Origin of the sequence: uncultured Dysosmobacter sp., assembly GCF_947631635.1 — a bacterium.
In the GTDB taxonomy this organism is placed as follows: Bacteria; Bacillota; Clostridia; order Oscillospirales; family Oscillospiraceae; genus Oscillibacter.
The window spans coordinates 23,123-43,432 of the sequence record NZ_CANRMB010000028.1 but is presented as its reverse complement, the minus strand read 5'-3'; the positions used below and the strand labels follow the sequence as shown (position 1 = coordinate 43,432).

25 protein-coding genes and 5 tRNA genes are annotated in these 20,310 nt (G+C 49.4%); 21 read left to right on the top strand and 9 right to left on the bottom strand.

Features of this window, described 5'->3' with window-relative positions; genetic code table 11:
* The first annotated feature begins 76 nt into the window (after positions 1–76).
* The 5 genes from Q0Z71_RS13125 (at position 77) to Q0Z71_RS13105 (ending at position 648) form a co-directional block, all read left to right on the top strand.
* Positions 77–153: transfer RNA gene (locus Q0Z71_RS13125), tRNA-Val, on the top strand.
* A gap of 11 nt (positions 154–164) precedes the next feature.
* Positions 165–241 (top strand) — tRNA-Asp (locus Q0Z71_RS13120).
* Between the two features lie 86 nt (positions 242–327).
* Positions 328–403, top strand: a tRNA-Phe gene (locus Q0Z71_RS13115).
* 3 nt (positions 404–406) lie between these two features.
* Positions 407–482 (top strand) — tRNA-Gly (locus Q0Z71_RS13110).
* A 91-nt stretch (positions 483–573) separates the two neighbouring features.
* Positions 574–648, top strand: a tRNA-Cys gene (locus Q0Z71_RS13105).
* A gap of 100 nt (positions 649–748) precedes the next feature.
* On the opposite strand, the gene Q0Z71_RS13100 is transcribed toward Q0Z71_RS13105, so the two are convergent.
* From Q0Z71_RS13100 to Q0Z71_RS13090, 3 genes are all read right to left on the bottom strand, one after another.
* Positions 749–1,999, bottom strand: a complete 1,251-nt coding sequence (locus Q0Z71_RS13100) for a site-specific integrase (RefSeq protein WP_298023530.1) — start codon at positions 1,997–1,999, stop codon at positions 749–751.
* A gap of 21 nt (positions 2,000–2,020) precedes the next feature.
* The gene (locus Q0Z71_RS13095; RefSeq protein WP_298023525.1) at positions 2,021–2,485 is read right to left on the bottom strand and encodes a hypothetical protein; all 465 of its coding nucleotides are present in this window, start codon (positions 2,483–2,485) and stop codon (positions 2,021–2,023) included.
* 228 nt (positions 2,486–2,713) lie between these two features.
* The gene (locus Q0Z71_RS13090; protein WP_298023522.1) at positions 2,714–3,376 is read right to left on the bottom strand and encodes a helix-turn-helix transcriptional regulator; all 663 of its coding nucleotides are present in this window, start codon (positions 3,374–3,376) and stop codon (positions 2,714–2,716) included.
* Between the two features lie 336 nt (positions 3,377–3,712).
* On the opposite strand from Q0Z71_RS13090, the gene Q0Z71_RS17155 reads away from it, so the two are divergent.
* The 11 genes from Q0Z71_RS17155 to Q0Z71_RS13040 all read left to right on the top strand — a co-directional run bounded on the left by Q0Z71_RS17155 (position 3,713) and on the right by Q0Z71_RS13040 (position 10,954).
* Positions 3,713–3,910: a helix-turn-helix domain-containing protein gene (locus Q0Z71_RS17155; RefSeq protein ID WP_363316721.1), complete on the top strand. Its 198-nt coding sequence runs from the start codon at positions 3,713–3,715 to the stop codon at positions 3,908–3,910.
* Positions 3,903–4,319 carry a hypothetical protein gene (locus Q0Z71_RS13085; protein WP_298023519.1) on the top strand — a complete coding sequence of 139 codons (417 nt, stop codon included), beginning with the start codon at positions 3,903–3,905 and terminating at the stop codon, positions 4,317–4,319. The genes Q0Z71_RS17155 and Q0Z71_RS13085 overlap by 8 nt, the downstream gene beginning before the upstream one ends.
* Positions 4,294–5,700 carry a VapE domain-containing protein gene (locus Q0Z71_RS13080; protein ID WP_298023516.1) on the top strand — a complete coding sequence of 469 codons (1,407 nt, stop codon included), beginning with the start codon at positions 4,294–4,296 and terminating at the stop codon, positions 5,698–5,700. Before Q0Z71_RS13085 ends, Q0Z71_RS13080 begins: the two co-directional genes overlap by 26 nt.
* 282 nt (positions 5,701–5,982) lie before the next feature.
* Entirely contained in the window at positions 5,983–6,342 is a 360-nt protein-coding gene (locus Q0Z71_RS13075; RefSeq protein ID WP_298023512.1) for a hypothetical protein, read from the top strand.
* Entirely contained in the window at positions 6,332–6,703 is a 372-nt protein-coding gene (locus Q0Z71_RS13070; RefSeq protein ID WP_298023510.1) for a hypothetical protein, read from the top strand. Before Q0Z71_RS13075 ends, Q0Z71_RS13070 begins: the two co-directional genes overlap by 11 nt.
* A complete protein-coding gene (locus Q0Z71_RS13065) occupies positions 6,690–6,986 on the top strand; it encodes a hypothetical protein (RefSeq protein ID WP_298023507.1) in 297 nt (98 codons plus the stop codon). Before Q0Z71_RS13070 ends, Q0Z71_RS13065 begins: the two co-directional genes overlap by 14 nt.
* A complete protein-coding gene (locus tag Q0Z71_RS13060; protein ID WP_298023504.1) occupies positions 6,983–7,207 on the top strand; it encodes a hypothetical protein in 225 nt (74 codons plus the stop codon). Before Q0Z71_RS13065 ends, Q0Z71_RS13060 begins: the two co-directional genes overlap by 4 nt.
* A 35-nt stretch (positions 7,208–7,242) precedes the next feature.
* Entirely contained in the window at positions 7,243–7,899 is a 657-nt protein-coding gene (locus Q0Z71_RS13055; protein WP_298023500.1) for a hypothetical protein, read from the top strand.
* Positions 7,896–8,285: a hypothetical protein gene (locus Q0Z71_RS13050; RefSeq protein ID WP_298023497.1), complete on the top strand. Its 390-nt coding sequence runs from the start codon at positions 7,896–7,898 to the stop codon at positions 8,283–8,285. Before Q0Z71_RS13055 ends, Q0Z71_RS13050 begins: the two co-directional genes overlap by 4 nt.
* Before the next feature lie 9 nt (positions 8,286–8,294).
* Entirely contained in the window at positions 8,295–10,280 is a 1,986-nt protein-coding gene (locus tag Q0Z71_RS13045; protein ID WP_298023494.1) for a hypothetical protein, read from the top strand.
* A 95-nt stretch (positions 10,281–10,375) separates the two neighbouring features.
* Positions 10,376–10,954, top strand: coding sequence for a sigma factor (locus tag Q0Z71_RS13040; protein ID WP_298023491.1), 579 nt, complete (start codon positions 10,376–10,378; stop codon positions 10,952–10,954).
* A 41-nt stretch (positions 10,955–10,995) separates the two neighbouring features.
* Here Q0Z71_RS13040 and Q0Z71_RS13035 read toward each other — a convergent pair whose 3' ends face one another.
* The 5 genes from Q0Z71_RS13035 to Q0Z71_RS13015 form a co-directional block, all read right to left on the bottom strand.
* Positions 10,996–11,130: a hypothetical protein gene (locus tag Q0Z71_RS13035; RefSeq protein WP_298023488.1), complete on the bottom strand. Its 135-nt coding sequence runs from the start codon at positions 11,128–11,130 to the stop codon at positions 10,996–10,998.
* On the bottom strand, positions 11,127–11,453 hold the full coding sequence (locus tag Q0Z71_RS13030) for a helix-turn-helix domain-containing protein (protein ID WP_298023485.1): 327 nt from the start codon (positions 11,451–11,453) through the stop codon (positions 11,127–11,129). The genes Q0Z71_RS13035 and Q0Z71_RS13030 overlap by 4 nt, the downstream gene beginning before the upstream one ends.
* A gap of 78 nt (positions 11,454–11,531) precedes the next feature.
* Complete coding sequence (locus Q0Z71_RS13025) at positions 11,532–11,657, bottom strand: hypothetical protein (RefSeq protein WP_298023481.1); 126 nt, start codon at positions 11,655–11,657, stop codon at positions 11,532–11,534.
* The gene (locus Q0Z71_RS13020; protein WP_298023479.1) at positions 11,657–11,932 is read right to left on the bottom strand and encodes a hypothetical protein; all 276 of its coding nucleotides are present in this window, start codon (positions 11,930–11,932) and stop codon (positions 11,657–11,659) included. Before Q0Z71_RS13020 ends, Q0Z71_RS13025 begins: the two co-directional genes overlap by 1 nt.
* 59 nt (positions 11,933–11,991) lie before the next feature.
* Positions 11,992–12,285 carry a hypothetical protein gene (locus Q0Z71_RS13015; RefSeq protein WP_298023476.1) on the bottom strand — a complete coding sequence of 98 codons (294 nt, stop codon included), beginning with the start codon at positions 12,283–12,285 and terminating at the stop codon, positions 11,992–11,994.
* A 337-nt stretch (positions 12,286–12,622) separates the two neighbouring features.
* Between Q0Z71_RS13015 and Q0Z71_RS13010 the strand changes: the two genes are divergently transcribed.
* The 3 genes from Q0Z71_RS13010 (at position 12,623) to Q0Z71_RS13000 (ending at position 15,167) form a co-directional block, all read left to right on the top strand.
* Entirely contained in the window at positions 12,623–12,817 is a 195-nt protein-coding gene (locus tag Q0Z71_RS13010; RefSeq protein WP_298023473.1) for a hypothetical protein, read from the top strand.
* A 538-nt stretch (positions 12,818–13,355) separates the two neighbouring features.
* On the top strand, positions 13,356–14,075 hold the full coding sequence (locus Q0Z71_RS13005) for a DUF3800 domain-containing protein (RefSeq protein WP_298023470.1): 720 nt from the start codon (positions 13,356–13,358) through the stop codon (positions 14,073–14,075).
* A gap of 555 nt (positions 14,076–14,630) precedes the next feature.
* Positions 14,631–15,167 carry a pyridoxamine 5'-phosphate oxidase family protein gene (locus tag Q0Z71_RS13000; RefSeq protein WP_298023467.1) on the top strand — a complete coding sequence of 179 codons (537 nt, stop codon included), beginning with the start codon at positions 14,631–14,633 and terminating at the stop codon, positions 15,165–15,167.
* A 290-nt stretch (positions 15,168–15,457) separates the two neighbouring features.
* On the opposite strand, the gene Q0Z71_RS12995 is transcribed toward Q0Z71_RS13000, so the two are convergent.
* Positions 15,458–16,018, bottom strand: a complete 561-nt coding sequence (locus Q0Z71_RS12995) for a GNAT family N-acetyltransferase (protein WP_298023464.1) — start codon at positions 16,016–16,018, stop codon at positions 15,458–15,460.
* Positions 16,019–16,386: 368 nt separating this feature from the next.
* Between Q0Z71_RS12995 and Q0Z71_RS12990 the strand changes: the two genes are divergently transcribed.
* Positions 16,387–17,535, top strand: a complete 1,149-nt coding sequence (locus Q0Z71_RS12990; RefSeq protein ID WP_363316718.1) for an SLC13 family permease — start codon at positions 16,387–16,389, stop codon at positions 17,533–17,535.
* A 458-nt stretch (positions 17,536–17,993) separates the two neighbouring features.
* Positions 17,994–19,106 carry a KamA family radical SAM protein gene (locus Q0Z71_RS12985; RefSeq protein ID WP_298023461.1) on the top strand — a complete coding sequence of 371 codons (1,113 nt, stop codon included), beginning with the start codon at positions 17,994–17,996 and terminating at the stop codon, positions 19,104–19,106.
* The last annotated feature ends 1,204 nt before the right edge of the window (positions 19,107–20,310 follow it).

Sequence of the window (20,310 nt, the reverse complement as noted above, 5' to 3'; positions counted from 1 at the left end):
TTTTTGAAATTTCGGGTTGACAAATATGTCCTCTTTGCGTATAATAACTTTTGCCGTCTGACGAGTGCGGCAATCGGGGAGCATAGCTCAGCTGGTTAGAGCACCTGCCTTACAAGCAGGGGGTCACTGGTTCGAGTCCAGTTGTTCCCACCAAGTTATGATTTGGCCCGGTAGTTCAGTTGGTTAGAACGCTAGCCTGTCACGCTAGAGGTCGACGGTTCGAGCCCGTTCCGGGTCGCCATCTCCCACGAGATGGAATTTCTGTCTCGTGGGTCCCTTTCGGGGTCGTGATTCCCCGGCCGCGCCGGTTGGCGGGCCAAAAGACTTGCCCAGATAGCTCAGTTGGTAGAGCAGTGGACTGAAAATCCACGTGTCGCTGGTTCGATTCCGGCTCTGGGCACCACCTGCGGGCATAGCTCATCTGGTAGAGCGCCACCTTGCCAAGGTGGAGGTAGCGAGTTCGAGCCTCGTTGCCCGCTCCAGTTTGATGCCCACACAAAAGTGTGGGCATCAAAAATAAAAATAAATGTGGACTTTTTTCAAAAGTTCGCATATAATATAGATGTCTCCAATGGTGACATAGCCAAGTGGTAAGGCAAGAGTCTGCAAAACTCTGATTCCCCGGTTCAAATCCGGGTGTCACCTCCATGAAGAAATCCTAGAGCCGCAACGGTTCTAGGATTTTTCTTATGCCTGTTTTGAGCTATTTACCCCTTCGTTTACCCCTTACAGAATTTTATACCCCATTTCAGGAGCCGGAAACGCTCCTGATGAACGCCTCCATTCTGTCAGCACTGGCGTGTTTCATCTGGTCCGTAACGTGGCCGTAAACATCTAGGGTAAAGGCGGCTGTGGCATGGCCTAGATTGCCCTGTACCGTTTTGATATCGTCCCCAGAGCGGATAGCGGCAACTGCATAGCTGTGCCGCAAATCGTGAAAACGGGCGTCTGGACGTCCGATGGAGGCAACGACTTTTTTAAAGGACCTGTATAGCGTCGATTTTGTCAGGTGCTTTCCCTGCTCGTCGGTGAACACAAGGTCGCTGTGGTGCCATAATTCGCCAGCAAGGAGCCGTTGCTCCGTCTGTGTGACTTTGTGCCGCTTCAACTGGGCCATAACAAAAGGGGCGGCGGTGATCGTGCGATTCTTGCTGTTCTTCGTGGGAACGGGGACATATGCGTTCATGCCCTGCTCCTGGTGAAGCTGCATCTGTTTGTTGATAATCAAAATGCCGCTTTTAAAGTCAACACAGTCCCAGGTCAGACCCAGGACTTCCCCTTCACGCAGTCCGGTGAACAGAGTTACGATGAAGATGTCCTCGAACCTGTGTCCCTGGATGGCTCTTAAAAAGGCGGTGATTTGTGGTTCATCAAGCGGGTGTATCTCTTGCTTTTTTGCCTTTGGCAGTTTGCAGAAGTCGCCGTCTGCGGGATTAAGAGGGATGTAACGGTTTACAACGGCCTGTCGAAGTGCACCATGCAAAACACCGTGGACATTCTTCACAGTTTTTACAGAGAGGGGTGCGCCCTCATAAACAGTTTTACCGTCTTTCTTGACGGCCTTCCCATCCTTGTCCCTTTTGGGAACCTTCTTGCCGCTCTTCAGCAGGGAGTTAAAGTATTTCTGTACCGTGTGTGTATCCAATTCCTCTAACTTCACCGCTCCAAGATAAGGCTTGATATGCAATCGGATATCGTCCTTGTAAATTTTAACTGTGCGTGGCTTCACGCTGGTTAAATAGGTATCCGCCCAGATATCCAGCCACTCTCCTAAAGTCATTTTACAAGGCTCCCTGTAGGACTTGTTATCAACTGCGGCCACGGCCTGGGCTAGCTTCTGGCGGCACTCTTTCTGTGTTTTAGCATAGACGGACTTCCTGATCGGCTTACCTGTTCCGGGGTCATGCCCAGCTACAAAACGGGCCTCCCATGTGCCGTCTGGGCGCTGCCGGATTGAACCGGCTCCTTGTGCAGCTCTGGTGTTAGATTTTCGCGGCATAGAAATTCCTCCAATACTGCGTTACGGTTGTTCTGTGTGGTCATTTTGACCAAGCTGTTTTCTCATGCGGTATGCTTTCTGTTTACACGCGTTACAGCAATACCTTGCCCCGGCTCTCTCGGGTGTAAAAATCTTTCCGCACTCTTGGCACTCTGTAATACGGTTGAATCGACGGTTAAATTTTGCGTTTTTTCTGTGCCGATAACGGGAGCATTTGTAATAGTCATCGTAAACTTTACGGCTGTTGTATGTATAAAATGTGGTTCCGCATACTGGGCATGTCTTTTTATATACGGGATATGCTGGAGTGTTCCGAGTTTCGTATATTTCTTTAAGGTGCTCTTGGTACTCTTTTTCTTTAGCAGCTTGTTCTTGATAATATGCTTCCCACTCTTCTGGTGTCTTTTCGCGCACTCCAAGAACCTGACAACAATAGGACACTATTTCATTCGGTGCCCATCCTGTAAAATCGGTAATTATATCCATTGGATCACCCCCTTTTAATCGCTGCGGCAAAATCTCCTGTGTTACGGTTGTTCCGTGCCATCACTTTGATGGCACACCATTCTGTTACGGTTATTGCGTGTCGCCAAAGTGGCGACAACGATCCAATGAAAATCATCGGATTATTTTTTTGCTTTGTTACGGTTGTTGCATGTGCCCATTGTGGTCCTTTGCCGTCCCTGGTGTTGGTAGCACCGGGGGCGGTTTTTATTAATCTTCTTCCCTCCATATCCGTCCATCATTAGATTTCATAGTCGGATCAGTTTCTTTGTCAATTCTTCGTATTGCATCTGCAAGATAAATCTGGGCATTCTGAAGTATCATATTTTTTTCTAGGGCCGCGGGTACTACTCGCAATGCCCCGCCGGTTCTTTTCTTTACATCAGCGTCTATCGAAAGTAACTCCTCTTGCGTGTAATTTCTCGTTTTGCTTATCGATAAATACGAAACGAGAGCATTAATAATGTCATAAAACTCCATCGTTTCAATAAGAAGCATAAACGCAAAAGCATGCCCTGGCGTTTTACATATATTCATTATAGCACTTTGAGTCTGAGGTCTAAGGCCAGCGTTTTCTGCTAAATTTTTGTAATCATCTTTAATGACATTAGTTGTTCCTAGCATAAAGGAATAGCTAACCTGGAAGTAATCCGCTATTAACTTGAATTTGAGCATATCCGGGACAGATGTTCCTAACGTATAGGCACTCACAGCTTGTCGTGTAATGCCCAAATGTTTTGCAAGTTCCGCTTGCGTTACACTCCGATTTAAAGGACTTATGTTATTTCTGTTTTCCATCAGCGCCCGAAGTATTTCAGGAAAGGCCGAATTATATCCATATTCCCCCAAAGTACATTTGCTAGACTGCGACATCTTTACCATCTCCGTTAAATATATTTGCACTTTATGCGAATGAGCAAACTAAACTTGCGCGCAAATGAAATTTGCGGTATACTTACGATAGCAAATAAATCATACCACGGTGATGATGATTTTGCAAGCATTTTTGAAAGGAGATTTTGACGTGTCTAGGCAAAATGAACAGGTTCGGAGGGCAGCCAGGGTTGCAGATGTTCCATTTTGGAAAATTGCCGCAACCGTTGGGGTAAGCGAACCAACACTAACGCGCTGGATGAGATTTCCTCTTGATGAGGACAAGGAGACTCGCATCATGACGGCTATATCGAAACTGTCGCAGGAGGTGAGCTAATGGAGGACAAGCTGGAGAGGCTGGCATATTCCCCCACAGAGGCGGCGGCAGCGGCAGGCGTAAGCCGCCCGACACTCTACCGATGGATGCACATGGACGGATTTCCCGTAGCTCGGCTTGGTGGCTGTACTCGAATTCCGGCAAGAGCGTTCGAAGCGTGGTTGAATCGACAGGCAGGGGTACATGCAGATGCGTGATGGAAAAAGAAATGCCCGCCCTGCTGTGCCACCAGCAGAACGGGCGAAGCAGGAAAGTCACTGGGTAGGCGGCAATCCCTATGAGAATGATAGCACAGTACAGGCCAGAACACAATTAAAAATTGCTGACCTTCTATCCCACGGCCAGGACAACGCCGTTCCGCTCCGGCAGCTTGTGAGCATGACCGGCCTTGACGGTCGATCCGTCAGGCAGATGATCCAGGCGGAACGGCTGGCCGGAGTACCGATTTTGTCAGACAATGCAAACGGGTATTTTTTGCCAGCAAATGACGGCGAACGACTGCGGTTTATCCACTCTATGCGGCACAGAGCGGCGGAGATTACACGGACGGCGGAAGCGCTGGAAAAATTGGGAGGTCATAGTGTCAGAGCAAAAGACCGAGAATAATTATCTTCAATTTCTTCTGAGTAACGGTATTACACTAGATGAAATCAAGAAATACAGGCGGGACGGAATTTCCCTAGAAGAAGTGGCCGGAACCGTTCAACGCATGATCGACCGAGGCGAAGCCCCAACAACACAAGAAGAAACGGCCTCTGTCAAGCGGCACAAGAAATACCTGACAGAAGATGCACTAGAAGAATACTTAATCAAAAATGAGATGTCCGTGCGGTTGAACGTCATTACCCACGATGTCGAAATCAGCGGAATAGACGATGAATACAATCCAGAAACACGGCGGCAGGATTTCCCCGTAATCCTGTATGATGAATTGAAGCCAGACTTCATTTGTGACCGTCAAATCATCGTTGATCTTCTGTCTTTGATTGCTGGCCGATACCGTTATAATCCAGTGCTTGAGCTGATCGACGGCGAGGAATGGGACAACCGGGATTATCTGGGCGAGCTTATTGAAATTTTAGGTATCCAGAAAGAAGATACCTTGTCGCAGACCCTTCTATATAAGTGGCTGGTGCAGTGCTATCAGATGTTACACAACGACATCCGGGACGCTTACGGCGCAGATGGCATGCTAGTCCTGCAAGGTCCCCAGGGAATCGGAAAGACCTCTTTTGTCAGGACAATTGGAATCAGACCGGATTTTGTAAAGCTCGGACAATACCTGGACACCCACGATAAGGACACGCTGCGCCGATGTACATCAGCTTGGATCGTGGAGCTAGGAGAAATCGAAACCACCTTGAAATCTGACATTGAGCGTTTAAAGGCGTTTATCACAGCGGAGAAGGACGAATACCGGCTCCCATATGGCCGGGCAGATCAGACCCTTGCACGACGAACTTCTTTGATTGGAACTTGCAACAGTGAGCGGTTTTTGATTGACCCGACAGGCTCCCGCAGATTTTGGACGATCCCAGTTGAAAATATCGACCTCAACCGGCTTATGAGCTTCAATTCTTTGCAGCTTTGGCGACAAATCAAGGTGCTATGTGCAGATCATCCTAACGAGTTTAGATTGACGCCGGAGGAACGGGAAGAGCTGGAGGCCCGAAATGCACAGCATGAAAAGCCTCTGAAGGCGCAACTGGAGGTTGAAGATATTCTATCTGATGCAGAAGAAAATCCCAACAATTATGAATGGCGGTACATAACCGTTTCAGACTTTAAGAACGAGTATAGATCACTAAGTTCATGTACTGTAAATCAGATCGGTCAGGCATTGGACAAGCTGAAAATAGGCAGTATACAAAAACGTGTCAACGGCAAGCGGCCTAGAGTTAGACGGCTTCCCTGTATCAAGCGGGGATTTTCGTATTCACCTATCAACACAGGAAAGCCAAATGATTTCAGCAAGCTTTTACAGTAAGTGTCACAGACGCGTCACAGACGGCACAGGCAAAATTTTTAAAGTGTCACGCCATGTCACAGACGTGTCACGGACAAAAAAATACGCCGTCCGTGACGGTCAAAGCATTGCAGCACAACGATTACAAGAATGTGTCACAGACGGAACATACACTTTTATATAAAAGTCTGGAAACAGCAAAAAGAAGGGTATAACGGCCTATTTTGGCGCTATGGAGTTTTGCCGGAGTTTGTCCGTTCCGTCTGTGACACCCCCCCTAAAACAACAGAAAGGAATTAAAATATGCCCCGTAAATCACAGCGCAAAGGCCGCAGCGGAGAGTTAGAGCTCGCCCGCCGGTTACAGGCCCACGGCCTTGATGTCCGGCCCGGTGAGCCGGTTAGCTATGGCCGGGAACCTGACCTTGTGGGCCTTGATGGGATTCATTGTGAGGTCAAGAGAGCGGAACAGCAGAAAATTTGGGATTGGCTGGGACAAGCAAAACGAGATTCCAATAAATTCCATGATGGAATCCCGGTCGTGTTTTGGCGGAAGAATTTGAGGCCCTGGATTGTTTGTATGGACCTGAACGACTGGTTGCGGCTCTATGAAAAGTGGAAGAAACCAGAAAAAAAGAGAGAGGAGGTAAAAAGTGACCCCTAACAAAGAACGAGCAATAGCGGCTCTGATTACATATCCAACCAGGAAAGAAGCGGCAGCAGCGGTGGGAATTACCCCCCGTACATTACAGGACTACTTCAAAGACCCTGAGTTTTTGGAACGGTACAAGGCCGCTTTTGGGGACATGGTGCAAGATGCCACCCGGCAGGCGCAGCAAGCCATAAATCCGGCTCTGTCCGCCTTGCGGGAAATCCTGGAGGACAAGGATGAACAATCTAAGGACAGAATCAGCGCTGCCCGTGCCGCGCTTGAGTATGCTCTGAGGCTGACGGAGCAAGCGGACATTCTGGATCAGCTCCGAGAGCTTGAACGATGGAAGGATGAAACCGATGGGAAGTATTAAAGAACGTGTGGCGGCTCTGGATGCTTATATGAAAGGATTACAGCCGCAGCTCACAACATTTCTTCTGGCAGATGGGACAGAGTTTCATACGCCGATAGACCCGTTTACATATTTGAAGGACTACGGCGCATATGCACCGGATGGGCGGCGGATCGTGGCCTATCCTCACCCAACAGAACACACCGACGGTCTGAGCCTGTCACTGTATCAAATGATCGACAGTGCGATAGAGGCCGGACGGCTAGACCTGCCAGACCTGGAAAGTGACGAGGTGGGCAGATGAAAAAGGACTTTACAGCGCGTATTGCTCGCCTCCAGACAGTCCACAGGCAGCAGGGCCAGGAGCTTCTAACTGTGGTCTATAAGGACGGACACAAGCAGCGTTTGACTGGACACGAGGCGCTTGTGGAGGCTATCCGAAACGGGGCCAAGATTAACTATGCAGAGAACAGCGATAGCCATAAAGTTGGTTCACTATTTAATGCGCTCATTTCAGAAAAGTAACATTTTTAGCGGATATACCGCAGAAAGGATCAAAAATGACAAACACAGAGAGATACTTCAGAAACATTGAGTGGTTCCGCAAGGACCTGCGGGAGATCGATGCGCGGTACAAGCCCAAATATGACCACATTTCGCAGTTCAAAGACAGTGAGTACTACCCCAGCGAAAAAGCGTCATTGGACAAGCAGAGGGCGGCGGAGGTTGATGCTTTGCGCAGAGAGGCGCTGACGCGTATCCACGCCGTTGTCGATGACATGGAGAGGACGTATATGGAGCGTCCGTCCTCCGCCCCCACACAGGAGCAGCTTGCCTTGCTCACAGCGTTGAAGATGCGTGAGACCGTTAGCCGGGATGAACTGAGAGAGGCAGCGAATGCGCTGAAAGGCTGTCCGGTGGGTGAGCGTGTCTTGGAGGAGATTGCGAGAAAGAACAGTCATGCTATGACAATCTCCACGGAGATTTCCGGGGATGAGGTTCGAAAGCATATCCAGAGCCTGCGGAACAGCGCTGAGCACATGATTTTAAGGTTAGAGCATACAGACAGCCGCCGTGTGCACACAAACAGTGGGGACTACAGCCTTTTCCGCTTGGATGTTGACCCGGCAAACGAAGCGGATGCCCTGCGCATTTTCGGGTATGTGACCGATACAAAGCAGTTTGCTAATGCGGTCAATGCGGAGGTAGAAGTATGAGCGAAGCTATGAAGATTTCCATCAACAACGGCATCAAGAAGATCGAAGTCAATGACCGGGGGGAGTACATTCTCCTCCCGGTGGGGGATGATACCTTTATCAAGCGTTTCTACTCCCTGGCCAAAGAAACACAGAGAAAAGCGGCAGAAATTAAAACGGATACAGCGGATGTGGTTGCAACAATGGACGATATTATCGAGCTTGATAAAGACCTGAAAGCGCGTGTTGACGGCCTGTTCGGCGCGGACACCTGCAGAAAAGTATTTGGAGATATGACACCTGGTGTTGCGGCTTTCATGGAGTTTTTCGCACAGATCAGCAATATCCTAAAAGAATATATGACAAAAGAAGTTAGGGAGCAGGTATCCCGGTATACCAGAGGGTAAGGTGATTGAGTGGCCGAAAAAGTTGATGGCTCTATCAGAATCAAAGCGACGATAGATACAAGTGGGGCAGAAAGCCAGCTCAATAATTTGGGCGGCAAGGCATCAAGTGTCTTTTCAAAAGCGGCAAAGATTGGCGCTGCCGCGCTTACAGCCGCAAGCGGAGCTGTGGCAGCTATTGCAAAATCCGCTCTTGATAGCTATGCAGATTATGAGCAGCTGGTCGGCGGTGTTGAAACGTTGTTCAAAGACAGCGCCGATATTGTTCGCCAGTATGCGGATAACGCCTATAAAACAGCGGGAATGTCCGCAAATGAGTACATGGAGACCGTTACAGGCTTTTCCGCGTCCCTACTGCAATCTTTGGGTGGAGACACGGAAGCCGCAGCAGAAAAGGCAAACCAGGCGTTAATTGATATGTCCGATAATGCCAATAAGATGGGTACGGATATGGAGGCAATTAAGAACGCCTATCAAGGCTTTGCCAAGCAGAATTACACAATGCTGGACAACCTGAAGTTGGGCTATGGCGGTACAGTTGAAGAAATGGAACGCCTCTTGAAAGACGCCGAGGCGCTGTCCGGTGTCCATTATGACATATCCTCATTTGCTGATATTGTGGACGCAATCCATGTCGTTCAAACAGAATTGGGGATTACGGGAACAACAGCTTTAGAGGCATCCACTACGATCCAGGGGAGCCTTGCTTCCATGAAAGGCGCATGGGAGAATCTGCTTACTGGTATCGCGGATGAAAATGCGGATTTTGACACACTCCTTGTAAATTTTGTGGATAGCGTCGGGACCGTTGCAGAAAACATCCTTCCACGAATTTACCAGATTTTGAACGGGATCGGGGAAATGGTGTCTAAGCTGGCACCAGTTGTCGCAGAGGCAATTCCACAGCTTGTCAGTACGGTTTTGCCGTCCTTATTGAATGCCGGTGTTTCAATGATCGGAGCCATTGGCAACGGTATTATTAGCGCACTTCCGGCCCTGGTAGAATCAGCATTTAAAATTGTCCAAACATTAGCTGATAGCCTTTCCAATAGCCTGCCCGAATTGATCCCCGCTATTGCAGATATCCTTGTGCAGATCGTGGAGACCCTGATTGAAAATGTTGGTATGCTGGTTGATGCCGCTATCGCCATTGTTACAGCACTTGCAGAAGGTTTGATTGCAGCATGGCCAACACTTATTGAAAGCATCCCAATTTTGATAAACAGCTTACTTAATGCAATCCTTGAAAATGCGCCGAAGCTGCTGGAGGCAGCCGTTGAAATTGCCGTTACACTGGCAAAGGGCATTATCCAGAATATCCCCAAAATCATAGAGGCCGTTCCTGAAATCATTGCGGCGATCCTTGACGCTTTTGGAGAACTTGGCCTTCAAATCATAGAAATCGGCAAAAATATTGTAATAGGGCTTTGGGATGGAATCTGCCAAATGGCAGATTGGCTGAAAGAGCAAGTCAAGGACTTCTTTGGTGGGATCGTTGACAGCGCAAAAAGCGTGTTGGGTATTCACAGCCCCTCCAAAGTGTTTGCTTCTATTGGCGATTACATGATGCAGGGTATGGCGGAAGGCATTGCAGCCGGAGGCCGGGAGGCAGTCAAGGCAACAGAAGGAATCATGTCCGCCCTGGAAAAAGTCGCTGTCCCCAGCCTGTCCGGCAGCTTTAACGGCATTGCGGGACGCTTAGAATCTATCAAGACGCCGTTTGCGGGAATGAGCTTTCCAAATGTCCCTGCTAGCCCAATGATTCCGCCAAATATGGAATACATAAGCGTGATGAATAACAACTATAACGCAAGCGGCATTTCTGCGGCAGACGTGGAAGCTGCGGTTTCGAGAGGCTTTGCGGCAGTGGGGACCGGCAGCACAAATGTCAACGTGGAGTTTAATGGCAGTCTTGCGGCGCTGGCCCGTGTGCTTGTCCCTGCCATCAAGGCTGAGGAACAGCGGAGAGGTCCGACAATTGGAAACAACTTTGCGTAAAATATAAAAGAACCACCTCCGCCGCGCTGAAGGTGGTCCCTGCTGGATGATGGATTCTGTTTGATTCATTATACCACGAAAGGGGCACAGTTTCAATGACAACGAATGAGATCGCGGCGGGGGTGCAGGGTGGACAAGCTGACTATTTGCAGCTATGGGAAGCTGTACGGGGATTTGCCCATGATCGGGCCTATCGGTGGGTAAGATACGACGTGACCATTGATGATTTGCAGCAATGCGCCTTTCTGGCTCTTATAGAGGCCGTGGGAAGCTGGGACAGGGATCGGGGCGCATTCCTTACCCTGTATGGTCTAAAGCTGCAAGCGGCCTTTACAGAGGCCGTAGGACTGCGAACAGAACGGGATAAGCGGGACCCGCTGCGGACGGCTGTTTCCCTGGATGCTCCCCTGACTGATGATGAAGGGGATCCACTAACTCTGTCAGATGTCATTCCAGACCCGGCGGCCTCTATTGACAATGTGGCGGAATTGGATTTCCAGCAGCGCAGGCGTACAGCCCTAGAAAAGGCCCTTGCAAGGCTTCCAGAGGCCCAGCGGGCGGCGGTGGTTGGAAAGTGCTGCTATGGCCGCAAAGTGGATACACGGGCTTACAGCGCAGGATTGCGGGCACTCCGGCATCCGTCCATCTCGCGGGAGCTGAGGCAGTACGTGTAATTAAAGAGGGGGAGCCGCCCGGCAGGCAGCTCCCGCTTCTTTTAGCTGTTCTGCTTGGCAGTGATCTCCACGTCCTCGGCCTTGCATCCAAGATACGCGGCGGCAATCACCTCTACCATGTGGCGGTTGTTGTGCAGATGATCCAGCAGTTCCTTGATAGTGTTCTGTTCGTTCATGTTCTTACCTCCAAAAAGTTTTTGATTTGTTCCGCGACAAACTGGGGTGGAAAGATCGTGCTCAAAATATCCTTTGTAATCGCCTCCCGCTCCCTCAATTTATCGACTTCCCGTTTATCGGCACAGATACCGAAGAACTCGTCGAGAGAGATATCCAGTGCCGCACAAATAGGGCCTACCGTAAATATGGACGGGCACTTTGACAGGCTTGAAAAATAACAGTTCACAGTGGATACAGGAACGCCCGATTCATCGGAAATGGCCTGATTCGTCATGTGCTTTGCATACTTCTGTTCTCTGCACAGTTGTTTCAATAAATCCATATCAATTCCTCCTTGCGGTTTGGAGGGGACCGTGATACAATAACCACAATCACCCTCCGTGGTGGTTGCTGGGGCTTCTTACATCTTGCTTTGGTCGGCGTGGATGTAAGGGGCCTTTCCTTTTGGCTGCTCGATACAGTCTACCAGGGCAAACAGCAGCTTTGTCAAGTAGACAGCCCCGGCAATGGTTACAACGGTTTCCATCATGCCACGCAGAAGCGGCGGCTTGTGGTGGTCCTGGTGAATCTCTCCGCCACGTCCGGCAGGGCCTTTTTCAGGGCCGTGGTATCCAGGCGAGTAGTGGTGACGGCCTTATATGTGACCTTCCAATCCGTACCCAGCAGGGTATCCATGCCGTGCGCGTCCATGTGGGCCTTGATGGAATCTGTCAGGCTCTCGATCTCTGCCGTAAGTTCTTCCTGCATCCGTTTCAGCTCCCGCAGCTCATTGATGCGGTTGTCCAATTCGTTTATACTCATGATGTACGCTCCTTTCGTTTCTTGGGGGTATAACTACCCTCGGTTCGTTGTGCGTGGGCTTAAACGTCTGCTCGGCCAGCGGTTTTCAAGGCATTTCGTGCCTTTTCCAGCGCCTGCCGCTGTGCTTCTCCAACTGTGCGCGGCGGGTAAATCCGCATCCAGCCCTTAGGGATAATAAAATCAACGGCTTTCCCCTCATGGCTCGTTTTCTCCCGGCGGCAATCGCCGGGCCTTTCCTGGGCCAGCTTGTCCAGCTTGCGGATCAACGCCTTGTTATGGGTGTAGATGCTGGCCGCCTTTTCTTCCTCGTTGAAATTGATAATGGTTTCTTGCTCATACAATGAAAGGTTCAATTTTTTGCCTCCTTACTTTGTTCAGGGCTGACGGATTGTAGAGAGCACACCCGGAACGTTCCCGGTCCATCTGTCGCAGCCGTCAGGCCCTGTGTGGGATTTGAGAATTTAGAGGGAATATCCGATTCGTCCTCGGCCCGTCCGTCGCATCTCTTGTCCCTTGCTGTGATTATAATATAACATATCTAAGCCTAGATATCAATAGGGAGATCGCACAAATATCTAGGCGTAGATTTGTGCAAAATATATCTGGGCGTAGATTTCTTTTCGTGCTATAATATAGTTATAATGGGAGAGGGAGCATTTAAAAAAAGCCCTCCCCAGAAGGGAGGGGAATATGGGCGAGAAAACTGAAGCGCAAAAGAAGGCCCAACAGAAATACATGGAGAAGTTTGCAGTTGCGCGGGTAAGGATGGATCGCGATAAGTATGAAGCCATCCAGACCCACGCCGAATCCCGCGGGGAGAGCGTCAACGGCTTCATCAACCGGGCCATTGAGGAGGCTATGGAGCGAGAGAAAGGAGAAATATAATTATGCCAATTCTTCACAATGGGAGTATTACTTGTGAACGGTGTGGAAAAGAATTTGCGTGGATTCATTTTGAATTATCGCGTGTAAGAGTAGATAGCTCAGTCATTCCAGTGGAAACGATTCCAGAGGGACAGCCAATGGTTCATTCTTGGTACGAGGATGGCGCAAGGTATTACGCTGCGGTAAACTGTCCTCATTGCAATTTCGACAATTTTTTTGATGGCTCCGTTTGACAACGCCTGCCCTATCTGTTATTCTGATCAAAACGCTGCATGACGGTGGAGGCGGTGGAGGTCGCAGCTCCCGGAGGGGGTGACTTTCATGTTTGACGATTTTGAGCCGCTGGACGTTGGCGGACCGGATGGCCCTGATATTTGTCCTGATGGCATTGACTGGGAATCCACGAACGAAGACGGCCTGTAAAACCTAAAATCTCGAGCCGGGGAGTAACATCCCCGGCAAATTTATTTAAAAAAAGGATATGCAGGAGAAATAAAATATGCTATAATTCCTCCATATTCGACATGGGGTGATTGCTTTGCAGCATCTTTATATAGATGAATCTGGATCAATGACAAGCGAGCACACAGATCACTGGCCTTATTTTACTATCGCTGTCGTTATGGCTCCAAATAAGGAAAGGGCAAAGCGCATTGTAAAGAGATTTGTTTCTAAAAATATGGAAACCTTAAAATTGTCTGATTCCGCGCATAAGATGTTTTTAGATGGAAATTTTCATGAACTGAAAGGGTCATGTATGAGCGGAGATATACAGGCAAGTTTTATCGAGTATATGTGTCAAAACGATACAATCAAAGTTTTTCTAATTCAAGTAAAAAACCAAGAGATCCGTTACGGCCTTTATAAAAACACTGCGCGTGCATTTAATTACATTTTAGGGCAAGCTATTACTAATTTATTTAATTCCGGCCTATTGCAAAAGGATGATTATATGTTACATATCGACGAACGAAACCAAAAAACCGGGACCATACATAGCTTAGAGGATTATTTGAATATCCAACTTTGCATTGACAGAGAGTTTGCGGATTCAGTAGTCGTTAAATATTATGATTCAGCACAAAATTCTCTTATTCAAGTCGCAGATGTATTCTCTAATGCATATTATAAGCATTGTATGAAAAATGGAAATGCTGAGCATATCAGTGATGTATTAAATGCAAAAGCTGCAGAGGGATATTTCCCAGCTGTCTATCAGTTTCCACAAAAGATAATTAAAATTACATATGGCTCATGAATATTGACAACGGGTGAGGAGTATGATATATTGTAATTGCCAACAGTAAGTCCTATCTATGTGCCATGTATTTGGTAAGCGTCATGTGCTGGCGTCGCATATAGGCGATTGGCAAGTTTACACCGGGCTAAGGGGAAACCTTTAGCCCGTTCTTTGTGAATAGATAAAATCACTATTTACTACCCCAACTTTTACCCCTTACAGCTTTTATAACGCTTTACGGCATTTTACATCGAAATCCGCAAAGCTCTGAAAATACTAGGTTTTTTAACTGTACTTTACAGCATTTTACACGCCTGACTCAATTCAAATCCGGGTGTCACCTCCATAGGAAACCCTGTATTCTCTAAGGATACAGGGTTTTCTCCTGCTTTTTTTGCGGAGATTCCCTTACGAGGATAAACATGGATGTGACTGAAAGGTATAAGGACAACTTGGTCATTGCTTGAAATCCGTTTGTTTGGCGCGAAACAATACTGGAAAACACCCGTAAGCGTGGTTCAAATAACGGAGCACATAAGAACGCTACAGGTCATTTAAGGAGGATATTAAACCATGGCATTTGGTAATATGCGAAGAAAAAAACAGCAGGTAACCGCATTAGCAGATATTCGAAGGATTTTACAGGAATGTACCGTTATGAATGTTGGAATGATGGATTTTGAGAGCGGATTTCCTTACGTGGTCCCTCTCAACTATGGATTCCAGATGAGCGAAAGCGGTGAGATTATTCTTTATGCACATATTGCCAGATCCGGCAGAAAACTAGAGCTTTTAAGGGAATGTGATAAGGTGTGTGTCGCTGTTAATCGCTTCTGGGGATTAGAGCAAGCACCAGTTCCTTGTGATTGGACCCTTTCTTATGATAGTTTGATTGCTGAAGGCAAAGCGACCCTTGCTCAAGGCGAAGAAAAGAAAACCGGAATGGATTTACTCATGGCACACTATGGAATGCAGGGCGTCCCTTCTTACCGGCCCGGAGAATTCAACGCTATGCAATTGCTAAAGGTTTCTGTTCTCCGCTACACTGCCAAGCAATATCGAGGAAGCGACTATTCCTCTGGTAATTATACTCTTGCCGCTCATTCCTAGGAAAAGTTGAACAGGAGCAGCAAATGCGAACAAATTTTTGGGATTTGTCCGGGTTGCGGCTCCTGTTTTTTTGTTTCAAGCGCCTGCATTTGCAGGCGTTTTCATTTGATGTATAGATGCAGGGGATATCAGCGTCTGAGAACAAAAACTGAAAAGGCTATTGCTAAAATGGCCATATTCTATCCATGAAGGACTTCCCGTCAAAGAACAACTGCCTGATATGCTGATACCATGGAAGCACAAGAAAAATCCATCTTTAAGCCGGCATCCGCTCTGCTGCGATCTTACGTTTATTGCTTCTGGTGGTCTGTGGAGCAGCTCATCATATAATAATGATTTCCGTTGAAGTCAAATTTTCCGACTTCCGTCATTCCTGCTTTTCGGGTATGTGCCGCATAGGAGCGCCCATTGATTTGGTTGATAAATGTTACCATTACCGGAAAGCGGTCTTTCATGCTGTTTATGGAGGCCGCAAACACCTCTTCAAACACCCCTGTGCCGCGAACGGACTTGTCCACGCAAACCGGGCCATACTGATATGTGCTTTCCGCCGTCAACGCTTTTCCATGAAAAGAATATGCAGGCAGGATCTGGATCATATAGGCAAACAGCGGCCATTCCGCCCAAAAGCTCCACGGCGCTGCCAATGCAAACGCAACGATCCGTCCATCTTTTTCTGCGATCGTAACACCGTTTTCTTTTTCAATCAAAGCTGTCATTTGCTCAGTCGTCATCTGTGTCGTCACAAAGCCGTCCGGTTTATCTTCCGGGGCGATCGTATCGCGGTGATACCTTGCCAAAAGCGCAAAGATCCCGTCCATATCCTGCAAAGATGCCTGTCGAACTACCATAGTGTACAAATTCCTTTCCATATGAAAAATTAAAAAGATAAAGTCACAGCGGAGAAGGGCCTTGCAACGCCTCTCCGCTATGTGGAACTGCTCCATCAGCAGGAAAGGATGTCCGATCCCTGCTGTCCGCTTCTTCTTACCAGACAGATAACGCAGGTCAGCGTCAGCCTGATAGCCGGATACAATATACCATATCACACCAGTGCCGTCAACGGGTCTCTTGCTACATTCAATCGCCCATTGTAAGTTGGTCCAGCATGTATTATGGTCCTGCAGCACTGCGTTTCCAGCAGAAAATTGACGCCTTGATAAACTGCGGACGGCGTGGTATAATCCAGGCCGGACAATTCAGGTAAAAGGAACATAAGATGATGGATCGGATGGCTGCTTTTTTCAAAAAGGACACTGTATTATGTATCGCGCTTATCCTGGCGGCGGGCTCCATACTTGCCGTGCCGCCGGACAGCGAATATCTGGGATATGTTGATTTCAGGACGCTGGCGATCCTGTTTGGCCTGATGACCGTGACAGCCGGACTGCAAAAGATCGGGGTGTTTGACCAGATCGCGGAAAAGCTGCTGGGACATGTCCAAACCGCCCGGGGGATCATTCTCTCGCTGACCTTGCTGTGCTTTTTCTCCAGTATGCTGATCACCAATGATGTGGCGCTGATCACCTTTGTGCCGTTTACGTTTATCGTGCTTGGGATGCTTGGAGCGGAACAAAGGGACCGGCTTCTGCTGCCGGTGGTGGTGATGCAGACCATTGCGGCCAACCTGGGCAGTATGCTGACCCCCATCGGCAATCCACAGAATCTGTATCTCTATGGCAAAGCGGGGATTTCCGTCCCGGCGTTTTTGAGGCTGATGCTGCCCTACGCGCTTCTGTCCCTGGTTTTGCTGGTGGCCTGGGGACTGCTTCTGGGCCGTTCGTGTGCGCAGCCGCCGGTTTTTGAGAAGGACACGGCGCAGGCATCCCCCCGGCGTGAAAAAGGCGCCGCGGCCCTGCTGATCCTCTACCTCGCCCTTTTCATCCTCTGTCTGCTGGCAGTCGGCCATATTCTGCCCTGGCAGGCAGCTTTCGCCGCCGTGCTGATCCTGGTATTTTTAACGGACCGGCAGGTCTTGGCAAAAGTGGATTACGCTCTGCTGCTGACCTTTGTGGGATTCTTCATTTTCATCGGCAATGTGGGGCGGATCCCCGCTTTTCGGGCGTTTTTACAGAGTATCATTGCCGGAAGAGAGATCGCAACCGCGATTGCCGCAAGTCAGGTCATCAGCAATGTCCCGGCGGCACTGCTTCTGTCGGGATTTACAGAGGACTTTGCGGGGTTAATTGTAGGGACGAACCTGGGCGGGCTTGGGACCCTGATCGCGTCGATGGCCAGCCTGATCTCCTATAAGCGCATTGCGAAAGAGGCAGGTGACCGCAGGGGACGCTATATCGCGCTGTTTACGGTTGGGAACCTCTTCTTTTTGGCGGCTCTTGTTTTGCTGAATGTGTTGATCAGCCGCTGAACAGGACTGCTTTAGATCGCGTATACAGTCCGAGCCGATGGGGGGACGGGATGGCAGACAAACCGCCCTGCATGATATATCCGGAGCGAAATGGGCATCTATAGCAAATTTCAGATGCTTTTTTCGTTCGGATCAGTAAAGATATGACTGGTTTGGAAGGATTTGGAATATCACGAGGGAGAATAGCTTGCTTTTTCCCAACATTTCCGTTATGATAAACATATACAAGGAGGCGATTTGAAGGGCGTTCAGCATAAATATCGTTGCGTGCGTTTTATAGGCGGCCCACGCGGGAGGAGCCGAAGGGATTTCCTTCGCACCGGCGGCTGCCTGACAGTCAAGCTGATCAAAAAGCACGGATGAAATCAACATCGTTTATGTGTAAGCGTGGGAACCGGACCATAATGGTCAGATTCTGCGCTTTTCATTTTTTATTTCAAAGAAAGGTGGTGCAGCTGATGAGCTGGCAGGACGAATTGAGAAATGGGATCCGGACGGCGGAGCAGCTTGCGCCGCTCCTTCACTGGACCCCGGAGGAGACGGCCAGGCGGGCGGAGATCGTGGAGCGATTCCCCATGCTGATCACGCCCTATTATCTCTCCCTTGTAGATACAGAGGACCCGGACGACCCCATCGGGAAGATGTGTATCCCGTCCCTGGCGGAGTTTAAGGAGGGCGGCTCCTTCGACACCAGCGGGGAGGCGGACAACACCAAGCTGGAGGGCCTGCAGCACAAGTATGCCCAAACGGTTCTGCTGCTGTCCACCAACCAGTGCGCCATGTACTGCCGCCACTGCTTCCGCAAGCGTCTGGTGGGCCTCAGCGAGGAGGAACTGAACAAGCGGGTGGATGAGGTAGTTGCCTATGTGCGGGAGCACCGGGAGATCACCAATGTTCTGATCTCCGGCGGCGACGCCTTTCTGAATCCCAATCATATCCTCGAGCGGTATCTCCGGGAGCTGACCGCCATCGACCATCTGGATTTCATCCGTTTCGGCTCCCGTACGCCCGTGACGCTGCCGGAGCGCATTTACGGAGACCGGGAGTTTTTGGACCTCTTCGCGAAATACGCGCAGCAAAAGTCCCTCTGGGTGGTGACCCAGTTCAACCACCCCAGGGAACTGACGGAGCAGACGCGGCAGGCGGTCCGGGCGCTCATTGAGCGGGGCGTGCTGGTGCGGAACCAGACGGTGCTGCTGCGGGGCGTCAACGACAACGGCGAGACCCTGGGCACGCTGCTCTCCGGCCTGACCCGCATGGGCGTGGTGCCCTACTATATCTTCCAATGCCGCCCGGTGACCGGCGTGCGGGAGAGATTCCAGGTGCCGCTGGGGGAGGGCATCCGGATCGTGGACAATGCCAAGTCCCGGCAGAATGGCTTTGGCAAGGCGGTGCGCTATGCCATGAGCCACCCCCGGGGGAAGATCGAGATCGTGTGCCAGGGCGCCGGCGGGGAGACCCTGTTCAAATTCCACCAGAGCAAGGACCCGGCGGACAGCGCCAGAGCCTTTACCGTCAAGCTGAAGCCCACGGACGCCTGGCTGGATGATGGTCTGCAAAGCGGGCTGTGATACGGCCGGGATGAAAAGAAGCCCGTTGCAAAATAGGAAGTAAAAACAGCGAGGCCAGGCCCCCGAAAGAGGGATCCTGACCTCGCTGTTCGCTTTGCTGCTTCCTTGCAGCCAAAGGATAGATTCAGAACGGCCTCCAGCTTTCGGAAAGAAAACGACTGCGGAAGGCGTTTGCGATATATTGCGCCCATTTTCGTGTCCAACCGCCCCGGCCGAACGATCAGACAGCCACTGGTAAGCGGGAAAGTTGTTTTGATGACGGCGCGCAAGCTTATAGTCCGCATGTGCCGAAGAATGCGCCCGTCACGATAAAAGCCGCCCTTGCCGGCGGAGCATTCGCCGCCTCCACGGAGAACGAAAGGTAATTTCCAGCCCGGTTTTACCCGGGTGCCGCCTTCATAGGAAACCCTGTAGCTGCAATGTCTACAGGGTTTCCCTGATGCCTTTGAAGGGGCGGTTTTCCTTTGACGTTTCCATTTGCAGGCGAATTTTTCACTTGTATTGCAGCGTGCTTGCAAAGACCATAAAATTATTGGGAGATAGGATGTGGATATTTTTAAATAAAGCACCCAACGGTATCAGAGATCAACAGGCAGGAAGGACAGTATGAAGCGGACGATTGAGGATCCTGATAGCGCTCATAAAATACAATATACATGCATGATTGGCAGTTCTGCTGCGGCCCTTATCAATAGGCTTTTCCATAACATCAGAAGGCAAGATGATTCTGAATGCTGTTTCGAAAACTGTTAGGACAAAAGAAATTGCCGGAGTACATATGAACCGGATCGTGTGCGCATAGCCCTGACAAGGGCACAAAAGAATGATAGGTTGCTTGGCAAGGGAGATTTAACGTGAGAATTATAAAAGTGATTCTCACGTTTTTGCAGATTAAAATGGGGCGTTGTAACCTTCTAAAGCGAACTCCGCAATCCTTGCTTTCTTTGAGCAGAAGGATTATAATGCGGCGTGTGGAATACATGATGGACTACATAACATGAAAAGAAACCGGTGGGAAAGGGACGTTCCCTCCACAGCAGCTGTGAAGATGGCAGAGATCCGGTTCCCTTCTGAAGCGGCAGAAATGAGGGAGTTTTCTGCTTTTCGAGCATCTCCGCTCTCCTCGTGTCCTTCCATTCTGCCATCTCTTTGTATTTGTCCAAATTTTCACCATTTCACAAATAGATAACCAGATGTTTTCCCG